The organism is Plesiocystis pacifica SIR-1, from assembly GCF_000170895.1.
Taxonomy (GTDB): Bacteria; Myxococcota_A; Polyangia; order Nannocystales; family Nannocystaceae; genus Plesiocystis; species Plesiocystis pacifica.
Genome location: NZ_ABCS01000003.1, coordinates 119,236 through 144,927, shown reverse-complemented (window position 1 = coordinate 144,927; position 25,692 = coordinate 119,236). Strand labels below are relative to the sequence as shown.

Annotated in this window: 24 protein-coding genes; 12 read left to right on the top strand and 12 right to left on the bottom strand. The window is 70.8% G+C overall.

What is annotated here, in order from left to right:
- Window positions 1–189: 189 nt before the first annotated feature.
- Genes PPSIR1_RS02700 through PPSIR1_RS02690 form a run of 3 tightly spaced genes read right to left on the bottom strand, consistent with a single transcriptional unit; the run spans window position 190 to window position 3,318 of the window.
- Window positions 190–1,899 carry a PilW family protein gene (locus tag PPSIR1_RS02700; protein WP_045115231.1) on the bottom strand — a complete coding sequence of 570 codons (1,710 nt, stop codon included), beginning with the start codon at window positions 1,897–1,899 and terminating at the stop codon, window positions 190–192.
- Between the two features lies 1 nt (window position 1,900).
- Window positions 1,901–2,509 carry a type IV pilus modification PilV family protein gene (locus PPSIR1_RS02695; RefSeq protein WP_157595140.1) on the bottom strand — a complete coding sequence of 203 codons (609 nt, stop codon included), beginning with the start codon at window positions 2,507–2,509 and terminating at the stop codon, window positions 1,901–1,903.
- Window positions 2,506–3,318 (bottom strand): pilus assembly FimT family protein, encoded by an 813-nt coding sequence (locus tag PPSIR1_RS02690; RefSeq protein ID WP_086000952.1) that lies wholly within the window; start codon window positions 3,316–3,318, stop codon window positions 2,506–2,508. Before PPSIR1_RS02690 ends, PPSIR1_RS02695 begins: the two co-directional genes overlap by 4 nt.
- A gap of 143 nt (window positions 3,319–3,461) precedes the next feature.
- Between PPSIR1_RS02690 and PPSIR1_RS02685 the strand changes: the two genes are divergently transcribed.
- The 5 genes from PPSIR1_RS02685 to PPSIR1_RS02665 all read left to right on the top strand — a co-directional run bounded on the left by PPSIR1_RS02685 (window position 3,462) and on the right by PPSIR1_RS02665 (window position 8,083).
- Entirely contained in the window at window positions 3,462–4,181 is a 720-nt protein-coding gene (locus tag PPSIR1_RS02685; protein ID WP_086000951.1) for a Crp/Fnr family transcriptional regulator, read from the top strand.
- A 64-nt stretch (window positions 4,182–4,245) separates the two neighbouring features.
- Window positions 4,246–5,334: a DUF6765 family protein gene (locus PPSIR1_RS02680; RefSeq protein WP_006969440.1), complete on the top strand. Its 1,089-nt coding sequence runs from the start codon at window positions 4,246–4,248 to the stop codon at window positions 5,332–5,334.
- 90 nt (window positions 5,335–5,424) lie between these two features.
- Window positions 5,425–6,018, top strand: coding sequence for an RNA polymerase sigma factor (locus PPSIR1_RS02675; RefSeq protein ID WP_198154440.1), 594 nt, complete (start codon window positions 5,425–5,427; stop codon window positions 6,016–6,018).
- Window positions 6,011–6,706 (top strand): hypothetical protein, encoded by a 696-nt coding sequence (locus PPSIR1_RS02670; RefSeq protein WP_006969438.1) that lies wholly within the window; start codon window positions 6,011–6,013, stop codon window positions 6,704–6,706. Before PPSIR1_RS02675 ends, PPSIR1_RS02670 begins: the two co-directional genes overlap by 8 nt.
- A gap of 90 nt (window positions 6,707–6,796) precedes the next feature.
- A complete protein-coding gene (locus PPSIR1_RS02665; protein ID WP_157595139.1) occupies window positions 6,797–8,083 on the top strand; it encodes an AgmX/PglI C-terminal domain-containing protein in 1,287 nt (428 codons plus the stop codon).
- On the opposite strand, the gene PPSIR1_RS02660 is transcribed toward PPSIR1_RS02665, so the two are convergent.
- On the bottom strand, window positions 8,080–9,072 hold the full coding sequence (locus PPSIR1_RS02660; RefSeq protein WP_006969436.1) for a GlxA family transcriptional regulator: 993 nt from the start codon (window positions 9,070–9,072) through the stop codon (window positions 8,080–8,082). The two genes, PPSIR1_RS02665 and PPSIR1_RS02660, sit on opposite strands and share 4 nt — an antisense overlap.
- A gap of 81 nt (window positions 9,073–9,153) precedes the next feature.
- On the opposite strand from PPSIR1_RS02660, the gene PPSIR1_RS02655 reads away from it, so the two are divergent.
- Entirely contained in the window at window positions 9,154–9,795 is a 642-nt protein-coding gene (locus PPSIR1_RS02655) for a glutathione S-transferase family protein (protein ID WP_006969435.1), read from the top strand.
- Here the strand turns inward: PPSIR1_RS02655 and PPSIR1_RS02650 are convergent.
- The 3 genes from PPSIR1_RS02650 to pdxA form a co-directional block, all read right to left on the bottom strand.
- Entirely contained in the window at window positions 9,771–11,318 is a 1,548-nt protein-coding gene (locus tag PPSIR1_RS02650; protein ID WP_198154439.1) for a right-handed parallel beta-helix repeat-containing protein, read from the bottom strand. The two genes, PPSIR1_RS02655 and PPSIR1_RS02650, sit on opposite strands and share 25 nt — an antisense overlap.
- Before the next feature lie 96 nt (window positions 11,319–11,414).
- Window positions 11,415–14,342 (bottom strand): excinuclease ABC subunit UvrA, encoded by a 2,928-nt coding sequence (uvrA, locus tag PPSIR1_RS02645; protein ID WP_006969433.1) that lies wholly within the window; start codon window positions 14,340–14,342, stop codon window positions 11,415–11,417.
- Between the two features lie 16 nt (window positions 14,343–14,358).
- A complete protein-coding gene (gene pdxA / locus PPSIR1_RS02640; RefSeq protein WP_006969432.1) occupies window positions 14,359–15,342 on the bottom strand; it encodes a 4-hydroxythreonine-4-phosphate dehydrogenase PdxA in 984 nt (327 codons plus the stop codon).
- A gap of 66 nt (window positions 15,343–15,408) precedes the next feature.
- Here pdxA and PPSIR1_RS02635 point away from each other — a divergent pair, with 66 nt between their 5' ends.
- From PPSIR1_RS02635 to PPSIR1_RS41655, 3 genes are all read left to right on the top strand, one after another.
- Complete coding sequence (locus PPSIR1_RS02635; RefSeq protein WP_006969431.1) at window positions 15,409–16,629, top strand: DUF3108 domain-containing protein; 1,221 nt, start codon at window positions 15,409–15,411, stop codon at window positions 16,627–16,629.
- 78 nt (window positions 16,630–16,707) lie between these two features.
- A complete protein-coding gene (locus PPSIR1_RS02630; RefSeq protein WP_086000949.1) occupies window positions 16,708–18,123 on the top strand; it encodes a serine/threonine protein kinase in 1,416 nt (471 codons plus the stop codon).
- Window positions 18,124–18,127: 4 nt separating this feature from the next.
- Window positions 18,128–19,294 carry an esterase/lipase family protein gene (locus tag PPSIR1_RS41655; RefSeq protein ID WP_006969429.1) on the top strand — a complete coding sequence of 389 codons (1,167 nt, stop codon included), beginning with the start codon at window positions 18,128–18,130 and terminating at the stop codon, window positions 19,292–19,294.
- A 7-nt stretch (window positions 19,295–19,301) separates the two neighbouring features.
- Here PPSIR1_RS41655 and PPSIR1_RS02620 read toward each other — a convergent pair whose 3' ends face one another.
- Window positions 19,302–19,688 carry a helix-turn-helix domain-containing protein gene (locus PPSIR1_RS02620; protein ID WP_006969428.1) on the bottom strand — a complete coding sequence of 129 codons (387 nt, stop codon included), beginning with the start codon at window positions 19,686–19,688 and terminating at the stop codon, window positions 19,302–19,304.
- A gap of 181 nt (window positions 19,689–19,869) precedes the next feature.
- Here PPSIR1_RS02620 and PPSIR1_RS02615 point away from each other — a divergent pair, with 181 nt between their 5' ends.
- Window positions 19,870–20,397 carry a hypothetical protein gene (locus PPSIR1_RS02615; RefSeq protein ID WP_006969427.1) on the top strand — a complete coding sequence of 176 codons (528 nt, stop codon included), beginning with the start codon at window positions 19,870–19,872 and terminating at the stop codon, window positions 20,395–20,397.
- Window positions 20,398–20,475: 78 nt separating this feature from the next.
- Here the strand turns inward: PPSIR1_RS02615 and PPSIR1_RS02610 are convergent, their stop codons facing one another.
- Both PPSIR1_RS02610 and PPSIR1_RS02605 read right to left on the bottom strand, forming a co-directional pair.
- Window positions 20,476–20,889, bottom strand: a complete 414-nt coding sequence (locus PPSIR1_RS02610) for a helix-turn-helix domain-containing protein (protein ID WP_006969426.1) — start codon at window positions 20,887–20,889, stop codon at window positions 20,476–20,478.
- Window positions 20,890–21,352: 463 nt separating this feature from the next.
- Window positions 21,353–22,759, bottom strand: a complete 1,407-nt coding sequence (locus PPSIR1_RS02605; RefSeq protein ID WP_232296423.1) for a serine/threonine protein kinase — start codon at window positions 22,757–22,759, stop codon at window positions 21,353–21,355.
- Window positions 22,760–22,896: 137 nt separating this feature from the next.
- Between PPSIR1_RS02605 and PPSIR1_RS02600 the strand changes: the two genes are divergently transcribed.
- Window positions 22,897–23,361, top strand: coding sequence for a sigma-70 family RNA polymerase sigma factor (locus PPSIR1_RS02600; RefSeq protein ID WP_006969424.1), 465 nt, complete (start codon window positions 22,897–22,899; stop codon window positions 23,359–23,361).
- Between the two features lie 189 nt (window positions 23,362–23,550).
- Here PPSIR1_RS02600 and PPSIR1_RS02595 read toward each other — a convergent pair whose 3' ends face one another.
- Entirely contained in the window at window positions 23,551–24,282 is a 732-nt protein-coding gene (locus tag PPSIR1_RS02595) for a hypothetical protein (RefSeq protein ID WP_157595138.1), read from the bottom strand.
- Window positions 24,283–24,362: 80 nt separating this feature from the next.
- Between PPSIR1_RS02595 and PPSIR1_RS02590 the strand changes: the two genes are divergently transcribed.
- A complete protein-coding gene (locus tag PPSIR1_RS02590; RefSeq protein ID WP_006969422.1) occupies window positions 24,363–24,887 on the top strand; it encodes a gamma carbonic anhydrase family protein in 525 nt (174 codons plus the stop codon).
- Here PPSIR1_RS02590 and PPSIR1_RS41650 read toward each other — a convergent pair.
- Window positions 24,884–25,681 carry a lysophospholipid acyltransferase family protein gene (locus PPSIR1_RS41650; RefSeq protein WP_006969421.1) on the bottom strand — a complete coding sequence of 266 codons (798 nt, stop codon included), beginning with the start codon at window positions 25,679–25,681 and terminating at the stop codon, window positions 24,884–24,886. The genes PPSIR1_RS02590 and PPSIR1_RS41650 overlap by 4 nt on opposite strands.
- Window positions 25,682–25,692: the final 11 nt, after the last annotated feature.

The following is a 25,692-nucleotide window of genomic DNA, read 5'->3' as shown; positions in this document are numbered from 1 at the left end:
TCGCGCATCGACCTCGCCGCGCGCCAACGCCCGCGCTCATGGCCTGATCGGAATCGCCCACCGCCCATTCTCGGCGGTCCATGAGATCCCCCGTGCCCAAAAGCGTCACCCCCAGCGCAGGAGCCTGCGCTGGGGGCGTGGACGCTTGGACCGATCCTGCGCGGCAATCGCAGGCTCGGAGTAGCTCGCTCAGAACAAGTTCGGGTCGCGCCAGCGGCTGTTCCGGACTTTGAAGCGCTCGGTCAGCGTCTGGTACTCGCGGCGGCCCACGACCGAGTCCATCGTCGCGCGATCTTCGATGGCCACGAGCTCGTTGAAGAAGGGATCGACGACGGAGTCGGTCCCGCCCGCGATCACGTCGTGCTTGGCCAGCAAGGTCACGCGCACGACCTGGGGGCTCATGCGAAAGCCTGGAGCGTCGGCGGTCTCCGAGGCCGGGCCCGAGGTCGCCCACTCGGCCGCGTTGCGCTCGCCCGTGCCCCACGACACGCAGTCGGGCGCCCAGGTCTCGTTGACCGCGTTGCCGATCCACTCGTCGTTCTCGCGGTCGTCCGTGCTCGCGCGGTCGTCGACGCGGCGGTTGGCCTGGTTGGCCTGGCCGCCATCGCCGGGGCCCTTCTCCTCGAAGCCTGGGTCGGGCGCGGGGATGGTGCCCTCGGTCACGGGAGCCGAGTTCGGGTCCCAGCCGTCGCAGCCCACGGCGATCTGCATGTCCTCGATCATCGGGCCGATGGCGACGCGGGGCGGCTGGTCGGCGACGCTCGGGAGGTAGAGCGTGGGCATGCGGCACACGCCGCCGGTGCAGCCCGGGTAGTCGCCGGCGACGTTGACGGTGGGGTCGCCGTCGCGCCAGCCGATGATGTCGGAGCGGACCAACATCGGGCGGTCGGGGAAGGTGAAGTCGATCTCGTAGCGAGACCAGCGGACGCGGCCGAGGGGGATGAGCTCGAGGTTTCCGCTGAAGGTCGCCGGCTCCCAGTCGGCCCCCCACTCGGCGCCGTTCTTGGACGTCACCGTGCTCTTGTCGGCGTCGGTGGGCGTGGCCGAGCCGGCCCCGCCCGCGATCAGATCGAGGTCGAGGAGGGTCTCGAGGCTCGCGTTGAACTGCGAGGTGTTGGCGATGGGCAAGCTCCAGCTGGTCACGCCGCCGCCCGGCTCGACCTCGCCGGTGACCTGGACCAGCGCGCACTGGTACTGGCGCTCGGGCACGTAGCTCTCCTTGCCCGTCGCTCGCGGCACGACCAGCACGAAGGAGCCGGGCGCGAACAGCTGGCGCACGGCCTGGAGCTGCGTGGCGTTGGCGTTGTCGAGCAAGCTGCTGCTCTCGAAGGTCAGCGCGACCCCGGCCCCGCTGTTCGCCGGCAAGTTCTGGACCTCGAACAGGCCCGAGCCGGGGACCGCGTTGAGCTCACCGCGGAACACGTCGAGGCTGTCGGCGGCGCTCGTGGGCGAGGCCGAGGTCGCCTCGGAGCCGTCGATGCTGCCCACGCCGGTGCTGCGCCAGTGCGCCTGCACGCCGTCGCGCAGCACCCAGTAGGGCTCCTCGGTGACGCCGTCGATGTAGACGTTGGCGACGTCCGTGGCGTCGACGGCCCCCGGGTTGATCAGCCGGTTTTGGTTGGCCGAGAACACCCGCACCTCGCTGCACACGCGGCCGAAGCCGAGGCTGGCCATGCGCAGGTCCGTGCCGATGGAGTGCATCGAGCCCTCGAGGGCCTGCTGGACCACGACCTGGCGCTGCTGCAAGCGCGCCGTGTCTTTTTGGATCGTCGCAAAGGCGAACACGCCGACGAGCACGATGGACGAGACCAAGATCGCGACCATGAGCTCGATGAGGGTGAAGCCGCGGGCGCGCTGGGCCCTCGTCAGTCGCTCGAACAAAGCAGGTTCGATGGTCATCTCAGCTATCCTGGACGCGAACGGTGCGCAGCTGGACGCCGCGGACCCAAGGCAAGTAATCGGGCGACGCGGGGTCGAGGTTGTCGGGGGTGAGGTCCTCGGTGTCGATGTCGGCCGGCGGAGGGAAGGCCGGGTTGGTGAAGTCGATCCACAACACGGTGACCTCGAGCTGCACGGCCTCGGGGGTGCCGACGCCGTTGGTCGGCCAGCGATCGACCTCGCGGCCGACCCAAAAGAAGTCGGTGCGCAGGCCCGGCGGGCGCTCGCCCGTGGCGTTGGGCACCTCGCCGTAGTCGCGCATCACCCAGGTCCCCAGGCTCAGGTCGTCGTAGGGCAGCGCCGGCGTGGGGTTGCCGTCGAAGTCGAACTCGACGAGCTCGGAGAAGTTCGTGGCCAGGAGCTCGGCCATGACCTCCTGGGCCAGGCGCTCGCCCTCGCGGGTCTCCATGGACGCGCGCTGGGCCTCGATGCCGCGCTTCTCCATGGCCACCAGCCCGACGACGGCGACGATGAACACGATCAGCGCGACCATGACCTCGGCCATGGTGAAGCCAGCTTGGCTTCGCCGTCGCCGAGCGAGTTGTTGAGTGTCGATGACGCGTGCGTTCATGGGGGTGTCTGTCCGTCGAACTTGCGGATCAAGCCGCCAGGGAAGATCTCGATGATGGAGTACTCGACGGCGTCCGAGTCGGTGTCTCGAATCACCAGCGTGATGCCAGCGTCGTCGAAGGGGTTGGTGGGATCGATGAAGCTCCCGTCGGGCTGGAACACGATGCTCTGCGGGTTGAGCAGGCACGCCGTCGGCAGCACGGCGTTGTTGTCGTTGATCTCGCTGGGCGCCGAGATGCCAGCGGAGAAGCCAGTGATGCACGCGCTGTCGCCGATCAAGCCGCCGTCGATGCGGTCGCGGTAGTTGCCCCACAAGAACTCCTCTTGCTTGGTGTCCGGGTTCGTCCACCACACCTCGAGCTGATCTTGCTGAGCCTCGACGCGGACCGTGGTCTGATCGTCGATGGCCCGGTTGCGCGACTGCACCAGGGTCCCGAGCAGGTCATCGGTGAAGCGCAGGTAGGCGCCCTCGTACTGGTTTCCGCGGATGCCGATGAACGCGACGACCGCCACGATGCCGATCACCAGGACCACGACCATCAGCTCGGTCAGCGTGAAGCCACGCTCGCCCTCGCGGGTCGCGAGATCGCCTCGAGACCGGGCTTCGACGGGGTCGAAGGGGTTCGAGGCGAGTCCAGACTGCCCTATGAAACTTTTACGTAGGCCCTGAAAAGTGTTGGGATTCGTTGACACCGAGACACACTCCAGCGTTGCCCGTTGCGTTGGCGAAGAGCTTGGAATTACACCAATTTCCCGCCTCACGCGCACGCCGCTGGGGTCGTCCCCGCGACATGGATGAGTAGGCTCCATCACATCGAGTTTCCTCTGCAAAGTCAATGCCGCGAATCGCTCATCGGGTTCGACAGTTCGATTTCGCCCAGTGATGAACTGCCAGTCGTCAGCGAGCTAACAATCTTGCCCGCTTTCGTAACCATCAGTACCATCGAGGGCGAATGAGCGGGCGCAAGAAGTCACAGGACCGGGGCCAGGACGAGAAGCGAGTTCTGTGGCACCTGCGCAAAATTCCCCTGCTGTCGCAGGTGACGCCAGCCAAACTCCAAGAACTGGTCTCGCAAGTGGAGCTGCGCGAGATTCCCCGACGCCAGGTCATCTACTTGCCCGGCGATCCCGGCGAGCAAATCTTCTTCATCAACGGCGGTCGCGTGAAGACCAGCAAGGTCACCCGCGACGGCAAGGAGCTGACCTTGGCCTACCGCGGCGCCGGTCAGATCTTTGGTGAGCTCGCGGTCATCGACGGCTCGCCTCGGGAAGAGATGGCCGAGGCGATGAAGAACGCGATCATCACCGAGCTGCCCATCGAGGTGTTCCGCGAGCTGCTCATGGAAGACACCAAGCTGTGCTTCGCGTTCATGAGCGAGGTCGGCCGCCGCCGCAAGCAGCTCGAGACCAAGCTCGAGCACCTCGTGTTCAAGGACGTGCAGGCCAAGCTCGCGGCGCTGCTGCTCGAGCTCGGCGACGAGTACGGCCAGGAGACCGAAGACGGCCTGCAGATCGGCCTCAAGATCACCCACCAGGAGATGGCCAACCTGATCGGCTCGACGCGCGAGACCATCTCCTTGACCCTGGCCCAGTTCAAGAAAAAGAAGCTCTTGAACATGAACGGCCGGACCGTGGTGCTCCTCGATCAAGAGGGCCTGCGCGCCGCGACCTGAGCGTCGCAAACCCCATCATCGAACCGATGCGGCCCCATCACGGGGTCGGCAAAGAGGGCGTGTCATGCAGCTCGACTTCCACTACGCGGTCACCTACATCGTCGCTCGCTGCGCGGGCTTTGACCCGGGCGCGGCCAAGATCATCGCCCACTCGGCGCAGTACGTCGACGACGCGACCAACTCCGGCACGGTCCACTTCGACAACGGGGCGATGTACGAGCGCACCAGCTCGGCGCACAAGACCTTCGACTATCGCAACTTCAAGGAGCTCGCCAACCACAAGGTGTGGATCCCCTTCCACTTCTTGCCTGGCAACGGCGGCTCCCCCCCGGGCGAAGATCCCGACGGCAGCTTCATCGAGAAGCTGGTGTGCCGACCGGCGACCGACAACCATGTCGCCGACGACATGATCCGCAGCGCGATCGCGGACCGCCACAAGGCCTACGGGCTGCACCGCTTCGGGATCACCATGCACGTCTACGTGGACACCTGGGCGCACCAGGGCTTCGCGGGGGTCAACCATCCCATCAACTCTGTCCGCGAGTTCACGACCGGCGACATCCAAAACGCGGACCTGCGCTCGCGCCTCGATCGCTTCAAGGATCGCCTGGCCCGCTTCACCGGCGGCGCCGCGCCGCCGCTGGGTCACGGCGAGGCCCTGAGCGCCCCCGACAAGCCGTGGCTGGTGTGGTCCTACGTCAACGGCCTCGGCCAGCTCGTCGAGCGCGACAACCCCCGGGACTTTGCGACCGCGGCCCACCGCATGTGCATGGCGATGCAGCGCTACCTCGCCGGCGACGCCGAGGCCGCGGTCACCGGGCTGACGCCCGAGGACGCCAAGCAGATCGCCAACATGCTGGAGATCCTGACCGGCGATCAGGAGGAGCGGACCCGGGCGTGGGGCGAGGCCCTGGCCAACGGCATGTTCTCGTGCGGCGCCGAGGCCCTGCCCGCCTACATCGCCAAGGGCGCGGGCTCGTGGAAACACCTCGCCCTCGGCACGGAGGCCGAGCACGACCGCGGCAACGAGGTCTTCCCCTACCGCCCGGAGTTCCTGCGCTCCGACTGGAAGCTCTTTCACGATGGCCTCCAGGCGCACCGCTTCGACATCCTCCACGACGTGCTCCCGCCCTACGGCATCTGCGCGGCCTGAGCGTGCCCTGAGCCCCGATCTCAGAAAAATCTCTGGGGGCCGCTAACACTTTGCTGGGCCGCTCGTCTGGACCGTCCGAAGATGGGGGCGGTGGCCAAGACCCAGACCGAGGACGCGCCGAGCGGGCGCGGGCTCGATGCCCGCGACACGGTCGCGCTGGTGAGCCGAGCTCGGGCCGGCGACCGGCGGGCCTTCGCCGCGCTCTACCGCCGGCACGGCCGCATGGTCCACGGCGTGCTCCTGGCCCGGCTGCCGCGGACGGAGCTGCGCGACGCGATGCAGGAGGTGTTCACCTCGGCCCTCGCCAAGCTCGACGGGCTCCGCGACCCGAGCCGCTTTGGCCCGTGGCTGGCGACCATCGCCCGCAACTGCGCGCGCGACTGGTTCAAGCGCCACGCCAACACCCGCGAGCTCGCCCATGAGCCCGGCGCCCTCGACGACCGCCGAGCCGCCCACCCGGGGGCCGACCTCGCCGACACCCTGACCTTGCTCGCCGGCCTGCGCGAGCTGCCCGAGGACTACCGCGAGCTGCTCTCGCTGCGCTTCGCCGAGGGCATGACCGGGCCCGAGATCGCCGCCCAGCTCGGCATGACCCCGGGCTCGGTCCGCGTGAAGCTGCACCGCGGCGTGGCCCTGCTGCGCGCCCAAGTCGAAGCGGCCGACACGGAGGACAGCCATGACTGACGAGTACCTGTGGGACGGCAGCGGCGAGCCCGAGGCCTTCGTCGACCGCCTCGAGCGCGGCCTCTCGCCCCTCGGCGACGAGCTCGACGCCGTGCTCGATGAACTCGATGCGCTCGGCGAGTTCGGCGAGCTCGGCGAGCTCCAAGACGGACGCGCGCGCGCGGACCTCGACGAGCCCCCGGCGCTCGAGGACGAGGCCGTGGTCCTGCAGCTCCCGGTTGCGAACGCGACCGAGCCCCGACGCACCCGCCCTCGCTCCTCGTGGCTGTGGATGAGCGCCGCCGCGGTCTTGCTCCTGAGCTTCAGCACCTTCGCGCTCTCGGGGCGAGGGCAGCGCAGGGGCCCCAGCCCGGCCGCGCAGGTCGTGGGTGAAGGCGCCGAGACGGCGCGGCTGACCCTCGCCGTCACGGCGGTCGAGACCGACGCGGGCGCCTCTTCCTTCGACGCGCTGCGCGAGCTCCGAGCCGTCCACGACTCCCTCGCCCGCTGCTCGCTCGCGCTCGAAGCCGGCGCGCAGCTCGAGCTGCACGTGGAGCTTCGCGCCGAGACGATCGAGCTGCGTCGAGCGACCTCCCGCCACGGCGAGCTCGACCGAACGACGCGGCGCTGCCTGGACCGGGCGCTCGCCCGCTGGCAACCCGAAGGCCTCGGCCTTGGCGAGCTCGGCGTGCGCATTGAAATCAAATGACGACGACCACCGCCCCCTCGAGCGGGCAGTGGAACTGGTACTGGAACTGGAGATGGAGCAGAGTAGATGGACAAGAACGAAGTAGCGCAGTTGGGTCTCGCCTTTGCCGTCGGCGTGTCGCTGTCGGCGGGCTATGTATTCCTGGGGGCTCAGGTCCAAGGTGACGATCCGGCGGTGGTCGTGGTCCAAGAGCGGTGCCCCGAGGTCGACGAGGGCGAGGGCGCAGCCCGGACCCCAGCCGGCGCCCTCGAGCTCGCGTCCTTGCCCGGCGAGCAGCCGGTGCCCGAGGGCGTCTCGATCTGGGTCGGCCTCGACGGGCTGTGGCTCGACCGCGGCCCCGAACAGGGCGAGCCCCTGCTCGAGCTCGACCGCGGCCGCTTCGCGCTGCGCGACGTCGAGCGCGGCCGAGTCCCGGCCCTCGTCGACGCCATCGCCGAGCCGAGCTCGAAGACCGCGGTGCTGTGGATCGACCACCGCGTCCCCGGCCAGACCCTGATCGAGCTGCTCGCTAGCCTCGCGCGCCTCGGCTTCGGCGACTACGCCTTCGCCGTCGAGGGCAACGGCGCCGGACCCCGGGCCTACGCCTTCGTCCCCGCCCGCTACGGCGATCCCAAAGGCAGCGACGAGCAGTGGTCCCTCGGGCTGTCCCTGCGCGCGAGCGAGTACGGCGGGGTCGCGGCCTGGGCCCACCCGCAGATCGCGGGCCAGGTCCGCCGGGGAGCAGCCGCCGCCCTGCCCCTCGACCTGGGCGAGGGCGAGTGCATGCTCGCCGAGCGCGACCTGCCCTCGTCCGCCGCCGTCGCCGAGCTCGAGCGCGAGCTGTGCCAGTTCAACACCCGCACCCGCGAGGCCGAGCTCGGCGTCGAGTTCGTGGTCGCGCGCAAGCGCAGCGTCGGCGAGTTCCTGCGCCTGCGCGACAGGGACGCGCGCGTCGGCGAGTGCGCGGGCCCGAGCTACATCTCCGGCCCCTACGAGCGCCCGGCCAACGAGTGCGCCGCCGCCCTGCCCTTCGACGCCATGCTCACCCACTTCGACGAGGCCGAGCCCGGCAACGCCTTCCGGGCCCCGAAGGCCGAGATCATCGGCCAGCTGGAGAAGGACCAGATCCGAACGGTCGTGCGCGCCAACATCGACGGCGTCCGCCGCTGCTACAACGACGCGCTCCGGTCCGAGCCGGGCCTCGCCGGGACGGTCGTCGTCGAGTTCGTGATCGACGAAGACGGGGCCGTCCGCGACTCCATCGTGGGCTCGGGCACCGATCTGGGCGCCATCAAGACCGAGCAGTGCATCGCCGAGGCGGCCAAGGACTGGGTGTTCCCCAAGCCGAGCAAGGGCACGGTCAAGGTCACCTACCCCTTCAACCTGTCCCCAGGCTAGGCACCCAGGCCGAAGCGGCGGCGCCAGGCCGCGGGCGTGACCCCCGCGACCTTGAGGAAGGTCCGGCGCAAGGTCTTTTCGTGGCCAAAGCCGCAGGCCTCGGCGATAGCGGGCAGCGGGGCGTCGCTGTGGGCGAGGGCCCGCTGCGCCGCCTCGACCCGCGCCCGGGCGACGTAGGCCCCCGGCGTCTGCCCGGTCTGGTCGCGGAACACCCGGGCGAAGTTCCGCGGGCTCATCCCGGCCCGGCGCGCCAGGCAGGACACGCTGTGGTCGCCCGCGGGTCGCTCGTGGATGCCCGCGATCAGGTCGTGCAGGCGCTGGCCGGTGCCCGAGCGCACCCGCACGGCGCTGCCAAACTGGGACTGCCCGCCGGGGCGCATCGCAAACACGACCAGGCTGCGGGCGACCATCAGCGCCATCCGGGGCCCGCAGTCCCGGCGGATCAGGTGCAGGGCCAGGTCGATGCCCGCGCTCGCACCCGCCGAGGTGAACACGCCCTCGTCCTCGGTGAACAGCGCGTCGGTCTGGACCTCGGCCGTGGGGAAGCGCGCGCGCAGGTTGTCGAGGTCCATCCAGTGGCAGGTGCAGCGGCGGCCCTCGAGCCAGCCCAGCTCCCCGAGCACGAAGGCCCCGCCGCAGATCGCGACGACGCGATCGGCCCGGTCGGCGAGGCGGGCGACCTGGCGGCGCAGCTCGGGCTCACGGTCGACCTGGCTCGACGACAGCGCGCCCCCGACGACGAGGGTGTCGACCCTGCGCACGCGCGCGGCTGGGCGCGTGGCCAGGCCGAGCCCGGTCACCGAAGCGGTCTGCTCGTCGAGGCCGCAGACCAGGACCTCGTAGACCGGCGGCCGACCCTGGTGGACGCGCAGGCGGTTGACGGCGTCGAAGGCCTCGATGAAGCCGATGATCCCGATCAGCTGGGCCCCCGGCGGCACGAACATGACCACGCGCTGGGGCTTTGGCAGGATCTGTCCAGACTTCGTCATTTCAGACAGGGTAGGTCGCGGCTAGCTTCGAGTCCAGATCGAAGCCCGCCCGATTGGAGCTCGATCGAAACGAGATCACCGATGACCGAACGCTGGACCCTCTACGCCGCCCCCATGACCTGCGCCATGGCCGTTCACGCCGCCTTGCTCGAAGCCGGCCTCGAGCCCGAGCGCGACTTCGAGGTCCGCTGGGTCCACCGGGGGCCGGGCCGACAGATCGCCGAGGCCGAGTTCGCCGCGCTCAACGCCAAGCGCCGCGTGCCCTGCCTGGTGACCCCCGACGGCGAGCTGCTGACCGAGATCGTCGGCGTCCTCGCCCACCTCGACACCCTCCACGGCCCGCCGCGGAGTCCGGCCGAGCGCCGTCGGCTGATCGAGTGGCTGGCCTTCGTGGCCACGGAGTTCCACCAGGCGATCCTCGGGCCGATGTTCGACCCCCAGTCCCCCGAGGCGGCCAAGGCCGACGGGGCCCAGCGCCTGCTCCCGCCCCTGCTCGAGGTCGTCGCCGCGCACCTCGAGACCCGAGACTTCGCCGTGGGGGCGAGCCCCTCCGGCGCCGACTACTACCTGGGCTGGGCCCTGGCCCTCGCCCGCTTCGGCGCGCGCGAGGCCGTCGCGCACCCGGCCCTGCTGGCCTACCTCGAGCGCCTGAGCGCGATCGAGGGCTTCCAAAAAGCCCAGGCGATCAACCTCGAGCGCTACCGGGCGCTGGCCGTCGCCTGACGTCGACGCGCGCGCAGCAGCCCGGCGAACACGAGCAGCGCCAGGGGCAGGGAGCCCGAGCCGCCGCCCGTGCTCGCGCACCCGCAGCCGGCCTCGCCGTCGGCCCCCGCGTCCTCGCCGCTGTCCGTGCCGCCATCTGAGCCGGCTTCGTCGCCGCCGTCCGAGCCGGCTTCGTCGCCGCCCGAGTCCGACCCGCCGCCGCCGTCGTCCGGGGGCTCCTCGGGCGGCGGCTCCGTCGTGTACTCGTAGGCGCCCACGTCCGGGGCCGCGGCGTCGCGCTCGACCCCGTCGCGGTCCTGGCTGCTCCAGTCCGTCGCCGGGACCCCGGCGCCCACGGCCTGGGAGTCCTCGAGCAGGTGGAAGTCGCCGCCCTCGGGGTCGACGAAGCCCAGCTCCGCGATGGGCACGCCGGTGATGTTGCCCTGCGCGTCCCAGTCGACGTCGTTGGCCGCCGCGATGTCGGCCTCGCCGGACTCGAGCACGAGGTTGTTCCAGCCGAGGTTGTCGGCGAGGGTCGGGCCGAACACGGCGATGCCCCACTTGCCCGAGCGCAGCACCGTGTTGTGCACGAACACGTAGCTCGAGCCGTCGAACTCCGGGGCGTCGTTGAGGTTGGCGTAGATGCCCGTCTGGGCGAAGTCGACGATGAGGTTGTCGTGGACGACGGTGTCCGGGGAGATCTGGATGAAGATGCCGTTGGTCGGCCCGCGCTCGAGGCGGTTGGCGTAGATCTCACAGCTCGACGCGCCGATCTGCATGCCCTGCTGCTGCCACATCACCCCCTCGAGGCCCACGTCGCGGATGGTGTTGGCCCACACCGCGCAGTCGACGGGCGAGACCCCGACCTGCATGCCGTCCCAGCCCGTGTCCTCGATGAGGTTGTGGTGGATGTCGACGCCGTGGTGCTCGTGGGGGTAGAGGGTGACGGTCTCGCCGTCGCAGTCGTAGTCGCGGCCGCCGTAGCCCGTGCTCCCGAAGTAGATGCCCTCGCCGCGGGGGTCGTGGATCCAGTTGTGGTGGACGCGGGTGTCGTACTGGACGAAGTTGCCGAGGTTGGCCGAGCCGTCACAGCGCGGCTCGGTCTTGAGGTTGAAGCCGGCGAAGCCGCTGTCGAGGACCTCGAAGTGGTCGAGCTCGTAGTCGCTGCTCAGCCCCGACACGACCACGCCGCTGGCCGAGTAGTCCGGGCCCGTGCGCGTGGCTCGGACGCGGATGCCGTACTCGTGGTCCGGGTCGCCGCTGCCCGTGATCCGGAAGTAGCGCGAGCCCTCGGCGGTCAGGCCGTAGCCGCGGTCGTCGTTGTCGATCTCGACCACGCCCTCGCAGTTGCGGATCTCGATCCACGCGTCGGAGCTGCCCACGAAGTCGTAGAGACGCAGGAACTCCCGCTCCCCGCCGCGCACGCACACGCTCTGCCCCGGCGTGACGCCGAGCTCGGCCCCGTTGGCCGTGGCCGCGTCGGGTTCGATGACGTGGTCGCAGTCGCACTCGCCTGCGGCGTCAGCCGGACGCGGTGTGAACACGAGCGCCACGCAAAGCGCGGCACCCAAGGACAGGCCCAAGGTCGATTCGCCCACAATAGACATGGATACGCGAACATTTTAGCAGGGCCGCCGGTCTCACAGGACGCGGGCGAGCCATCGGCCTGTGACGCTCTCGGGACAGGCGGCGATCGCCTCTGGGCGACCCGCGGCCACGACCTGCCCGCCCCCGGAGCCGCCCTCGGGGCCGATGTCCACCACCCAGTCGGCGCACTTGATCACCTCGAGGTCGTGCTCGATGACCACCACGGTGTTGCCCTCGTCGACGAGGCGCTCGAGCACCTCGAGCAGCTTGCGGACGTCGTCGAAGTGCAGCCCGGTGGTGGGCTCGTCGAGGACGAAGAGGGTGTTGCCGGTGCTCTTGCGGGCCAGCTCCCGGGCCAGCTTGATGCGCTGGGCCTCACCGCCAGATAGGGTCGTCGCGCTCTGGCCGAGGCTGATGTAGCCCAGGCCGACGTCGCGCAGGACCTCGAGCTTGTGGCGCAGGTTGGGCTGGTGGATGAAGAAGTCGCAGGCCTCGGCGACGGGCATGGCCAGGACCTGGGCGATGTTCTTGCCCCGGAAGGTCACCGCGAGGGTCTCCCGCTCGTAGCGCTGGCCCTTGCACACCCGGCAGGTCACCCACAGGTCCGGGAGGAAGTGCATCTCGACCCGGCGCTGGCCCTCGCCGCGGCAGTGCTCGCAGCGCCCGCCCTTGACGTTGAAGCTAAAGCGCGAGGCCGTGAACCCCCGGACCTTGGCCTCGGCGGTCTGGGCGAAGAGGTTGCGCAGGTCCGTGAACAGCCCGGTGTAGGTCGCGGGGTTGGACCGGGGCGAGCGGCCGATCGGCGCCTGGTCGACGGCGACGACGCGGTCGCAGCGGTCGAGGCCGTGGATGGCGTCGTGCCCGAGGCCCCAGGCGTTGGCGCCGTTGAGCCGGCGCTGGGCCTCGGGCAAGAGGGTGTCGACGACGAGGCTGGACTTGCCCGAGCCGCTGACCCCGGTGACGCAGGTCAGCTGACCCACGGGGAAGTCCACGTCGACGCCGCGCAGGTTGTGGCCGCGGGCGTTGAGCACCTCGATCCACGCGCCCTCGTCGGGTGCCTTGCGCGGGGTCGGCCGCTCGATGCGGCGACGGCCCGACAGGTAGGCCGCGGTCGTCGAGCGGCGATCCTCGAGCAGGGCCTCGACGCTTCCCGTGAACACGATCTCGCCGCCGAGCACCCCCGCCCCCGGGCCCACGTCGACGACGTGGTCGGCCGCGCGGATCGTGTCGGCGTCGTGCTCGACGACCAGGACCGTGTTGCCCAGGTCGCGCAGGCGCTCGAGCATGGCGATGAGCCGGTGGTTGTCGCGCTGGTGCAGGCCGACGCTGGGCTCGTCGAGGACGTAGGTGACCCCGGCCAGGGCCGAGCCGATCTGCGTGGCCAGGCGGATGCGCTGGGCCTCGCCCCCGGACAGGGTCATGGTCGGGCGATCGAGGTCGAGGTAGGCCAGGCCGAGCTCGATCATCGCCGCGAGCCGGGCGAGGGCCTGGGCGAGGATGGCCTCGGCGATCTCGCCGCGCTCGACGTCGAGGGACTCGCGGTCGAGGCCGGCCAGGAAAGCGTGGAGCTCGGCGATGGGCAGGGTCGCCAGCTCGTGGATGGTCTTGCCCTCGATCTTCACGTGCCGGCCCTCGATGCGCAGGCGCTGGCCGTCGCAGGCGCTGCACCGGACCTGGCTCATGAAGGGCTCGAGCTCGGACCCCGCCGGGGCGTCCTCCCCCTCGGCCCGGCTCTCGACCTCGCGCAGGCGCTGCTCGAGCATGGGGATGAGCCCCGGGAAGGGCTCGGCCTCCGCCTCGAGCTTGGACCGCGCGCGGCCGGTCTTCTTGGCGCGACCCTTGCTCTTGCCCTTGCCATCGTCTGGCGCCGGCGGGATGGCCTCGTCGCCGCTGCCCTGGAGGATGGTCATGCGGTGGAGCGCGTCGAGGCTGTCCCAGGGCGCGTAGAGGTCGAAGCCGCAGTGCGCCGCCAGATCGACGAGGCGGCGCTCGATGGCCTTGCCCGCCTTGCCCGAGAGCACAGCCAGGGCGCCCTCTTTGATCGAGAGCTTGGGGTTGGGGACCAGGCGCCCGGGGTCGAAGACCCGGCGGTGGCCCAGGCCCCCGCAGGTCTCGCAGGCGCCCTCGGGGGAGTTGAAGGAGAACAACCCGGGGGTGACCTCGGGGTAGCTCAGGTCGTGCTCGAAGTCGGTGTAGCGCTCGGCGAAGTCGAGGGGCTCGCCGCGCAGGGGCAGGATCCGGACCTTGCCGTGGGCCAGGCGCAGCGCGACCTCGATGGAGTCGGCCAGGCGCGAGCGGATCCCGTCCTTGAGCACGAGGCGGTCGACGTAGACCTCGACGTCGTGGCGGGTGTCGGGGTCGAGGACGATGTCCTCGTCGAGGTCGCGCAGCTCGTCGTCGACGGCCACGCGCACGAAGCCGGCCCGGCGCAGGTCCTCGAACAGCTCGCGGTGATCGCCCGGGGCCCCGCGGACCACCGGGGCGACGACGGAGAACTTGCTGCGCTCGGGCAGCGCGAGCACGGCGTCGACCATCTCGTCGACGCCGTGGCGGACCATGGGCGCGCCGCTGCGCCAGCTGTAGACCACGCCGATGCGCGCGAACAACAGGCGCAGGAAGTCGTAGACCTCCGTGCTCGTGCCCACCGTCGAGCGCGGGTTTCGGCCGCGGTTTTCCTGGGACAGGGCGACGGTCGGGCTCAGGCCCTCGATGAGGTCGACGTCGGGCTTGGGCAGCTGGGCGAGGAACTGCCGGGCCGAGGCCGAGAGGCTCTCGACGTAGCGGCGCTGGCCCTCGGCGAAGATCGTGTCGAAGGCCAGGCTCGACTTGCCCGAGCCCGAGGGACCGGTGATCACCACCAGCGCGTCCCGGGGCAGGTCGAGGTCGACCTCCCGCAGGTTGTGGGTCCGCGCCCCGCGGACGCGGATGACCCGGGGCGCCCGCGTGGGCCCGAGTCCGGCGGAGGGGGGAGCGCTCGCCATCGACGAAGACTCTGGCTCAGCGGAGGGTCTGGGTCTGGGCCCGCGCGCGGCTCATCGCCCGCGCGAGCTCGATGGCCGCGCGCATGCTCGAGGCGTCGGCGACCCCGCGCCCGGCGATGTCCTTGGCCGTGCCGTGGTCGGGCGAGGTGCGCACGAAGGGCAGGCCGAGGGTCACGTTCACCCCGTCGCTGAAGTGGGCGAGCTTGAAGGGGCCGAGGCCCTGGTCGTGGTACATCGCGACCAGGCCGTGCACCCGGCCGCCGCGGTTGTGGTGAAAGGCCGTGTCCGCGGGCAGCGGACCGACGAAGCGCGCGGGGATCTGCGCCTGCGCGGCCCAGGCCCCGAGGGCCTCGATGGCCGGCGCGATCAGGGTCTGCTCCTCGTCGCCGAGCAGCCCCCCCTCGCCGGCGTGGGGGTTGAGCCCGAGCACCCCGACCACGGGCTCGGCGACGCCGTAGTCCTGGACCAGCGAGCGCGCGAGCAAGCTGCCCGCGCGGACGATCGCGGCCTGATCGAGGGCGTTGACTACCGCGCGCAGGGGCAGGTGGATCGTCGCCAGGACCACGCGGATCGTCGAGCCCGCCATGAGCATGGCGAAGTCTTCGACCCCGGCCCGCTCGGCGAGGTACTCGGTGTGCCCGGGGTGGCGCAGGCCCTCTCGGCTGGCCACCGCCTTGTCGATGGGCGCGGTCACCAGGGCCGCCGGAGCACCTTTGCGCACATCTTCGAGGACACGGTCGACCCCGCGCTCGAGGGCCTCGAACTGGCCGAGGGGGGCGCTCGGATCCCGCTCGGCGAGGCTCGGATCCAAGAGCGGCTCCAGCTTCGCCCAGCCCGGGGCCGCCCACTCGGCGGTCAGCGACTCGGCGAGCCCGCGCAGCTTCGCGCGACCCGCGAACACGCGATCTTCGGGGAGCAGGACGCCCTCGGCCGCCATGCGCAGGAGCAATTCGGGGCCGACGCCGTCGGGATCCCCCTGGGTGATGACGAGCTGTGTCACAGGCTGACCCCCGACGGTGCAGCTTCTCTTCGCCGCTGCGGGACGAGCATCCTACCATTGAGGGGCATGACCGCTGCCCGCCCCGACCCCCGCGACGCCCGTGCCCCCCGCAGCTCCCGCGACGCCCGCGGGACCGGGGGGCGCCTGGCACGAGCGAGCGCGACCCTCGGAGCCGTGGCTGGCCTCGCCCTGTTGATGGGCGCGGGCTCTCCCCCGCGCCCCAACGGCCCCGGGCCCGAGTCCAAGGACGACGGCCGCGACCAGACCCACATCGCCCGGCAATCGGTCGCCGAGGCCCGTGAGCACGCCGCGCGGGCCCAGACCGGCGCCGGCCAACAGCAGGCTCGGACCCGAGCGAGCCGCGACGCGAGTCGCCTTCCGCGCATGCACAGCCCGACCGTGCAGGTCCGCGAGGAGCAGGCCGACCAGGCCCCCGTGGGCTGGAGCGCCAGCCTCGACGCGCCGGAGTTCAACGACCGCCGCCGCCGCTTCCCGCCCACGCGCATTCCCGAGCCCTACGTGCACGCGGTGCGCGTGGGCGAGCGCTTCGTCTTCGACGTGTTCATCGCGGGCAACCCCGCCGGCATGGCCGAGGCCGGCGTCACCGAGTACATCCCCGACCCGCGCGGCGACTACCCCCAGGGCAGCGGCCGCTACCGCATCGAGGGGCGCGCGGTGACCTCCGGCGTGGTCTCCCTGCTCAGCTCGATGGAGGACCGCATCAACACCACCATCGACGAGCACACCGGGGCCGTGGTCAGCTCCACGAACACCCTGGTACGCAGCGGCCTGGGCACCAGCAAGTACAAGCGCCGGGTCGTCGAGACCGACTTCGAGGGCCGCGGGCACATCCGCATCGTCGACACCCGAGACGACAAATCTGCCACGCTGACCCGGGATGTTCCCCGCGACACCTTCGACGCGATGTCGGCCATGGCGTGGGTCCGCTCCCTCGATCTCGACGAGGGCGAACAGATCTCCTCCCACGTGCTGGACGGACGCACCCTGATGCGCGTGGACGTCGTCGGCCGGGGCAAGGCCAAGCTCGACCCCATGCCCAGCGTGGCCACGGGGCTCGGGGTGACCAACGACGACGTCTACCTGCTCGAGGGGACCCTGTCCCGGGTCGACCGCCATGGCGTCGTGCGCGAGGACAAGCGCAAGTACACCTTCCGCGCGTACGTGACCCGAGGCGAGCGCCGCCTGCTCCTGTCCATCGAGACGGACATGTGGATTGGCGTGCTGCGCCTGGTGCTCAACCGCTACGACCCGCCCGCGGCCGGCTGAGCGCCTCGGCTCCGCCCAAATCCCCGCCAAAATTGTTCCAAGCCGGGGATCCAGGCGTACAATCACGGCCACCGCCCCATGGCGCAGAACTACACACCGCTCTACCGTCTGGCCGCTGGCGGCATGGCCGAGGTCTGGGTCTCCCAGTCCGTGTCCGTCGCCGGGTTCAAAAAGAAGGTTGCGATCAAGCGCATCCTCCCCGGGCTCCTGAAGGACGAGCGCTTCGTCCGGATGTTCCTGGACGAGGCTCGCCTCAGCCTGCACTTCAACCACGCCAACGTCGTCTCCGTCTTCGACCTCGGCAAATCCGACGAGACCTACTTCATCGTCATGGAGTACGTCGAGGGCACGACCCTCAAGCGCGTGCTCGAGTTCCTGCAAGAGCAGGGGCGCCGCGTCCCGCTCCCGCTGGTCATCTGGATCCTCAACGAGACCCTCAAGGGCCTCGACTACGCCCACAACCTCCCGGACCCCGAGACCGGCGAGCACCTCAACGTCGTCCACCGCGACATCTCCCCGCCCAACCTGCTGATCTCGTGGAACGGCGAGGTCAAGCTGACGGACTTCGGCCTGGCCAAGGCGACCTCCCAGCTCGAGTCCACGGACCAGGGCGTGGTCAAGGGCAAGTTCAGCTACCTCTCCCCCGAGGCCGCCCACGGCCGGGCCGTGGACGGGCGCACCGACGTGTTCGCCGTCGGCATCCTCGCCTACGAGATGCTGACCATGAAGCGCCTGTTCCTGGGCGAGACGGACTACCAGACCGTCGAGATGGTCCGCGCGGCCAAGATCCCGAGCATCCGCCGGCAAAACCCCGAGGTCCCGGCCGAGCTCGAGCGCATCATCCTCAAGTCCCTCGCGCGCCACGAGGACGATCGCTACGCGACCGCGGCCGACTTCGCCGACGACCTGCTCAGCTTCCTGTTCTCGCACCGCCTCAAGGTCTCGACCCGCGATCTCCAGCGCCTGCTCGCCGAGCTGCGCCAGATCGAGGAGGCCAAGCTCGCGGCCAAGCGCGACAAGGAGGGCCCGGCCAACCTGATCATGCAGCTGATGGCGGAGGAGATGGCCAACTTCCGGTCCATCGACGACGACAGCGACGGCGGCAAGGCGCCAGCCGGCTCGGGTTCGCTGCTCGACGACGAGGATCTGGGGGGCTTCGACGCGACGGCGCCCCTGGTCGACGGCCTCGACGACCTGCTCGGCGCTCCGCCGCCGCCCGCTCCAGGCCCGCCGCCCAGCCCCAGCCCCAGCCCGCCCGTGAAGTCCAGCGGCGGTCCGGCGCGCGCCGTCCAGCCTCCGCAGAGCGCGGCCCCGGCCGACCTCCCCGACCCAGACCCGAGCGGCATCACGGAGCACTCCATCGCGCACACGCGCCTGCCGAGCCCCGCGCCCAAGCAGGAGCCGAGGAGCAACGCGATGGTCTGGATCCTGATCGGTCTGACCGCCATCGGCGGCGGCGTGGCGGCCTACTACTTCCTCGTGCTCGCGGCCTGAAACCATGGCCGAGCCCACAGACCCTCCGGTGACCCTGGCGACGCTGGAGGGGACTGGCGGGGCCATGGGTAAGAGCTCCGGAGAGGGGCTCGCGGCCCTGGCCCAGAGGCTGCTGCGCGCCTACCCCGGCCGCCGCGACGAGGCCCTGGGCGCGCTCAACGGGGCCGTCGGCGATCGCCTCGCAACCCACGGCTCGCGCCTGGCCGTGCCCATGCGCCTGTACGAGCTGCCCGAGCCGACCCGCGACGATCCCTCGCCGCTGCCGCGGCTGCTCGAGAGTCCACCAGTGGCGGTGCCCGGGGCGGGCCCGGCCGCGTGCCTGTTCGTCCACGGGCTGATGGGCTCGCAGCTGGCGTGGCGCTTTGGGGTCGGCCGCGACCGAGGCGACGAGCGCGTCGACATCCCCGCGTCCATGGCCCGCGACCACGGGCTGACCCCGATCCTCGTCGGCTACAACACCGGCCGACACATCTCCGAGAACGGCCGCGAGCTCGCCCACTTGCTCGAGCACCTGTTCGCCGCCTACCCCTTCGAGTCCCTGTCGATCGTCGCCCACAGCATGGGCGGGCTGGTCACCCGCAGCGCCTGCCACTACGCCCTCGAGGCCGGGCTGACTTGGCCCCGTCGGGTGTCGCAGGTCTTCCTGCTCGGCGTGCCCTCGCGCGGGGCCGACCTCGAGCGCCTGGCCAACATCACGGCCTTCACCCTGCGCGCGCTCTGGAACCCGTGGACCATGCTGATCGGGGCCGCGATCTCGCTGCGCTCGGCGGGCATCAAGGACCTGCGCCACGGCTTCGTGCTCGACGAGGACTGGCGCCACCTCGACCTCGACCGCCCCGCCGCGTCCGTGCCCAGCCCCGCGCGCTTCCCCGAGCAGGCCGAGTGCTACGTGCTCTACGGGACCCTGAGCGACGCCCAGCCGACCGCCGAGGAGGCGCCCGAAGGCGAGCGAGGGCGCCGCGCCGACGAACCCACGCGCCTCGCCGACACCCTCGGCGCGGCCTTTGGCGACGGCCTCGTGCGACCCGCGAGCGCCAAGGGCCAGAGCCTCGACCCGCGCGCGCGCCAACGCATCGATCCGACCGGCGTCGCCCACTTCCCGCGCACCGGCCACCTCGCGCTGATGACCGACCCCGGGGTGCTGCGCCAGCTGTCGAGCTGGTGGCGCTGACGCAGCGCTAGTTGCTCTCGCCCGAGCCCTCGCCCCCCTCGCCTCCCTCGCCCCCCTCGCCCCAGTCGCGCAGCAACACCTTCACGACCTCGAGGACGATGCGCAGCTCCTTCTCGTCGCGACCGCTGAGCAGGTCGGCGAGCTCGCGCTCCACCGGCAACATGCCGATCTCGTAGCTCGCGAGGATCGTCGACAAGCGCAGCTCGAGTCCCCGAGACAATCGGACGAGGGTGGTCAGGCTCGGCGAAAAAGTCCCGCCCTCGAGGCGCCGAATCGTGTCCCCAGACAGGCCTGCCTTGCGCGCCAGCGCCTCTTGGGTGAGCCCGCGGGTCTTGCGCAGACTCCGGACATGGCGCCCAAAGCGCCGCCCTTCGACCTCGTAGACGTCCGTCATCGGAGTTAAAGCAGGGCCCGCACATGAAGCGTTCAAAAAAATCCCATCCGGCAGGCGGGCCGGGTGTCGCCAGGCGGTTGTTCGTAAACGAGCCAACAGAGCGCAGATACGGCGTTCTGGCAGTTTCGAGCTTTGATCAGTCCCAACCCCCAGGTTGGGGTGACCCAAGTAAGATCTCTCCATGACCAACAAACTCGCCCTCTCCAGCGCCCTCGCGCTCACCGTCACCACCCTTGCAGCCCTTGCGGCGTCGGGCTCCGCGCGGGCCAACGTCCCCGTGGGTGATCCGTCGAACGTCCAGCTCCGCGACCTCTGCGACAGCACGCGGGCGGTCTGCGAATACACCGGCCCGAACGCGCCCGTCCTCGACGCGGCGGTGTGCCTCGACGGCATGGGTACCGTGCGGCTGCAAACCACCGGCGGCTGCCCCCTCGGCTCCGTCGCCTTCCACGCTCGCTACGGCGAAGTCTACGACCCCGGTCAGAACCTCGTGGTCGCCTACATCCCCCTCGCCAACGCCTGTAGCCAAGCGGGGCTGTGCGAGACCGCCGAGATCACGCCCGGCGCCTCCGCCATGCCGATCTGCTGCTGGGGCGCCATCTGCTGGCCCGGCTCGGACTGCGACGGCACCTTGTTCTGGTGCCACGACGGCGTGTGCAACGAGGACGGGACCGTCACCTGCTTCGACGGCCAAGAGGTCTTTGATTGAAGCTTGCGCGACGTGTCGCCAAGCGGCGACGCAGCGACGAGGTCCCCTCGCGCTGCGTCCCTTCGGGACGAGGCGAGCCTAGCTCTCGCCTCGCTCCGGCTCGCGGGTGCGGCCGCCCAGCTGCAACGCCAAGCGCAGCAGCGACTCGCGGTCTTCGGCGCCCGTCTTGGTGAAGATGTTGTGGAGGTGCCACTTCACGGTGGCGCCGCTGATGTTCAAGTCCTTCGCGACCTGGCCATTGCGCCAGCCCGCGAGCACGCCCTGAAGCACGTCGCGCTCCCGCGGCGTCAGCTGGTAGCGATTGCACAATCGGTTGACCGCCCAGCGCAGGCGGGCGGGGCCATCGCCGTCGCCGAGCTCGCGCAAGACCGTGAAGCCGAGGGCCTCGAGCAGGGCCTCGATCTTGGCGGCGTCCTCGTCCGACTCGACCCAGATGCGAACCTCGCGACTGTCCGACTTCTCGCCTTCGTCGCTCGAATCGCTACTGGTCACCCAGACGCCTCCCAGTCCCGCGCGCTCGGCGAGGGCTGCTGTCGGTAACGCGATCGCAACTCGGCGGCGCACTTCGCAAGGCTGGCTGAAATTGCATCGTCGCACCCTCAGAGCCGAGTTTGGCTGCGGTCCTGGACCCCTTCGGGTGACCCGCTACCCGTCTCACTCCAAGCTCATACCGACCGCCGAAGGCGGTGTGTACTAACCTCAAAGCGGGTTCTGACCCCGACTAGAGTCGGGCCCGGTCACACGCGGGCCGGCCTTCGGAAGAGCCCCTACCCCGCCCTGCGATTGGCGATTCTGCCAGTGGCGGCGCGATTGCAGCCGAACAGTCGCCGCGGGCCCCCGTTCGCGTGCACGGCCAACGGCGGGCCTGCCTCCAACCCCGCCCGGCCCCGTGGACGGCCCCCTCGGAGGGTAGCGATCCGCTGGTGCAAGCCGAGATCCGAGCCCGCGGCCTCGCTCAGCGGCGCTCGCCGGCGGCCAATCCCACCGGTCGAGGCGCCGGTCGAGGCGCCCCGCCGGGCCGCATCTGCCCCTCGATCCCGGCTTGGGCGCGGGCCTCGAGGGCCCCGTCGTCGACTTCCTGGGCGAACAACAGGGCGATGTGCCAGCCGAGCAGCGCGACCTCGCGGGCGCTCGGGCGCGCGCTGGCCTCGAGGCTGCTGGCGACGTGGACCGCGACGCCGACGAACTCGGCCTCGCGCCCCTCCGCCGCCGCGACCGAGACCCCGCGCACCAGCGCCTGGTAGACGACGTCATCGTCTCCGCGGTCGAGGCCGTCGAGGGCCGCGCGCATGGCTTCTTCGGTCTCGAGGGCCCCAGCCGCGCGGCCTTGCGCCGCGTCCCGCACGGGCGTCGGCGTGCTCTCGCCCGGGCTGGGCGCGATCGCGACGAGCAGGGACACGGTCACGGTCACGCAGGCCAGCGCGGCGCCGTAGGTCCGGGCGTGACGCCGCAGCGGCCCGCCCTCGCGCAGCTCTTCCAGCAGCCGCGCCATGGTCGGCCAGCGATCGCCGGGCAGCGCGGCCATCCCCCGACGCAGCGCGGCACGCAGGCGCCTCGGGATCCGCTCGCTCCCGCGGACGGGCCCGGCCTCGATGGCGCGGGCGCGCTGGACCATGGCGCGCTCGAAGTCCGTGTCCAACTCCTCGGGGCGCACGGGGCCGAAGGGGTTCTCCCCGCTCAGCGCTTCCCACAGCGAAACGCAAAACGCGAACTGATCCCCGCGCTCCGTCCCCGCCCGACCCCGCAGACATTCGGGGGCCAAGTACGCAACCGTGCCGCACACGACCGTGGATCGACCATCGCCGAGGCTCGACGGCTCGTCGCCCGCGAGGGATTCGCCGTGTCGGGCCAGCCCAAAGTCCAACACGACCGCCGACCCAGCGTGGTTGAGGCGCACGTTGTCGGCCTTGAAGTCGCGGTGGACCAGGCCGCGGCGGTGCGCCGCGTCCAGACCCTCGCCGGCCTCGAGGTAGCGGGCCACGACCGTCGCGGGGTCTTGGTCCATCGCCCATTGGCGCAGGGTCGGGCCGTCGAGGAGCTCCAGCACGAGCCAGCGGTAGTCGTCGCGCGCGCCATGGTCGTAGATGCGGACCACGTTGGGGTGCTCGAGGGCCGCGAGCATCTTGCCCTCGCGCTCGGCGACCTCTGGATCGTCGAGGGGCATGACCTTGACGGCGACCTCGCGATCGAGCTCCGTGTCGTGCGCGAGGAAGACCGTCCCGAAGCTGCCCTCGCCGATGCGATCACGCAGCACGAAGCGATCGGCGATGCAGACCTCGCGCACGAATTGATCGATGCCCGCGGATCGATAGATTCGCGCGCGCTCGAAGGCGAGAGAGATCGAGAGCTCGAGCATGGACATCTTCACGGTCGAACCCCACCATGGTAAACGACCATGCACCCATGCAGGGATGTGATCAGCTCGGATGCGCTGTTGTCCCATCGGACGCAGATCTCCTGCGAGCGCTGCGATCCGGAGATCAGCGCGCCGCGGCGCAATTGATCGATCGCTATCACGCCTGGGCCCTGGAGTACGCGCGTAAAAAGGGTGCCGGCCAGGACGCTCGGGACATCGCCCACGACGTCCTGGTCGCCCTGCTCGAAAACCCGCCAGAGGACCTCCACAGCGGCTCACTGCACGCTCTGCTCGGCGCACGGCTCCGCTTTCGGGTGCTCGACTCGCAGCAAGGTCGGCGCGAAGGCGCGCGCGAACTGTCTTCAAAGCTGCGCGCCAACGAGACCGCCCCCAGCGACCGCGCCCGCCGACGCCGGGCCGCTCGCCAGGCCGTCGAGGCCCTCGACCAGCTGTGCAGCACCGAGCGGAGGCTCCTGCGGATGCGCTACATCGACGACATGCGGGCCGTTGACATCGCCGAGTCCACGGGGCAGAGCGCGGCGGCGGTCCGCTCCGCGCTGTTCCGCGCGCGGGCGTCGTTGCGGTTGTTGTTGGGCCTCGGGGCCTAGTACCGCGTGTCTTTGGAGCGGCACTGGAACCCGAATGGCTGTGTCGCCGCTCCTCGCAGTGGGGTCGACCACAGCGTCGTCGCGGCTCCTTGCCCTCGGGTCCCAGCGATGCCCCAAACCCGGCACGGACTTCAGACACGCGGTACTAGCTGTCGCGAACAGGCCCGTTCTGGGCCGCCCATTTCGAGCTCAAGCGGACAGGCCCGCGTCGGCGAGGGCCCGCTGGAGGCAGGGCTCGCACAGACCGTGGCTGTAGATCGCCCCGGCGGGCACGAGCTCCTCGGCGGCCTCGAAGGGAAACCACTGGTCGTCCGCCGACGCGACCTTTCGACAGGCGCTGCACATCTTGACCACCGGGCGCCGCCCGGTCTGGACCTCGGTGTGGAATTGAATGAACTCGGGGATCTGGGCGCGGACCGGCTCGGGCAGACGCTCGAGCGCGGGCTCGTCCGCGGGCGTCAGGCCAAAGCGCTCGGAGGCCGCACGGACCACGCGGCTCGCCTCGGCGAGGTGGATGACCGCGGTGTACTCCTCGGGCGAGCACAGCCCGCGCAGCAGGTGGCGCGCGACCGCGTCGTGGGGTCCGCCGTTGGTGACCAACCACGCCAGCTTCAACACCCGGCTCCAGTAGTCGTGGCGCGGGACGTGGTCCGGGAACTCGAACACCGCGCCGATCTCCCGGCCGTCGATGCGCTCGAGCCGGGAGCTGTAGATGGTGAAGCAGTAGGGCACCGAGCAGCGCAGCGCGAAGGCGGCGAGCATGCCGAACATGATCTCGCCGCCGAGCACCTGGGCCCCGGCGAGCATGTTCCGGATCGCCGGCCAGTGCTCCTCGAGTTCGCCCTTCGCGTGCATGCGCGCGAGCACCGTCGGCACCCCGCCAATGATGGAGCGGACCTCTTCCAAGAGCGGATCAGACACCGCACTCGAGTCTACCAGGGACGCGTCGCCGCGGGCTGCACCCACCTTCCGGCTGGGGCGAGGCCTGCTACCCTGCGCCGGTGATCGAGCCCTTCGACGGCAAATCTCCCCGCATTCACCCCGAAGCCTTCGTGCACGCCGCCGCCGTGCTCATCGGCGACATCGACGTCGGGGCCCAATCGAGCATCTGGCCCAACGTCACCCTCCGCGGAGACGACGGGCCGATCGTGATCGGCAGCCAGACCTCGATCCAGGACAACTCGTGCATCCACGCGACCGAGGGGCTGTCGCGGACCACCGTCGGCAGCCGCGTGACCGTGGGCCACAACGTCGTGCTGCACGGCTGCACCATCGGCGACGACGTGCTCATCGGCATGGGCTCGGTGATCCTCGACAACGCCGTGGTCGAGTCCGGGGCCATGGTCGCCGCGGGCACCCTCGTGACGCCGGGCAAGGTCGTCAAGGCCGGGACGATGGTCGCCGGCAACCCCATGCGCGTGCTCCGGGAGCAGCTGCGGCCCAAGGACACGATGATGATCGACTTCTCGTGGCGGGCCTACGTCAAGCGGGCGGCCCAGTACCTCGCCGCGCGCGGGTCCTGCTAGCGCGTCAGCAACCCGAGCATCACCCGACGGACCCGGGCGTCGAGCTCGCGGACCCGGGCCTCCTCGTCGCCCGCGTCCGCGCCCAGCGGCCACTCGGGCGGGGCCACCTGCTGGACCAGCTTGACCGGGAAGGCGAGCAGGCCCACGCCCACGGGCAAGGGCAGCGGCAGCGGGCGGTTCAGACCGAGCAAGCGGCCGACGCGTCGGCCCGCGCCCGTGCCGAACTCCCAGCCGTCGTTGGCGATCCAAAACAGGTCGTCGGCGGCGGGGCAGCAGGTCGGGATCACCGGGACCTTGGCGCGGACGGCCATGCGGGCGTAGCCGCGGTGCTCCCCCCAGCGCAGGGTCCGACGCTGCCGAGACGAGCGCGACCACTCGAGCGCGCCGCCGGGCATGCACACGGCGAGCTCCCCCGCGGCGAGCAAGCGCGAGGCGTTGTCGCGGGTCCCGTCGACCACCCCGAGGGTCGCCCAGATGTCGCGCACGCCGGGGACCGACCAGACCAGGTGATCGGTCAGCCCGCGGACCACTCGCCCGTCCCGCTCGAGCACCCGCTTCATCAGCAAGATCGTGCCCAGGGGGTAGAAGGGGTGGAAGCCGACGAGCAGCCCCGCGCCGACGCGCGGGACGTGCTCGAAGCCGCGAATCTCGAAGCGGTGCAGGCGCTCGGACACGGCCAGCGGGCCGAGCAAGGCCCTCGCCCGGGCGGGATCGGGGGGCTCGACGCGGTGCTCGTCACCGGGGACGTAGGCGCGGACGCTGTCGATCCAGGCGACCTCGGAGCGGGGCGGCACGGCGAAATCCT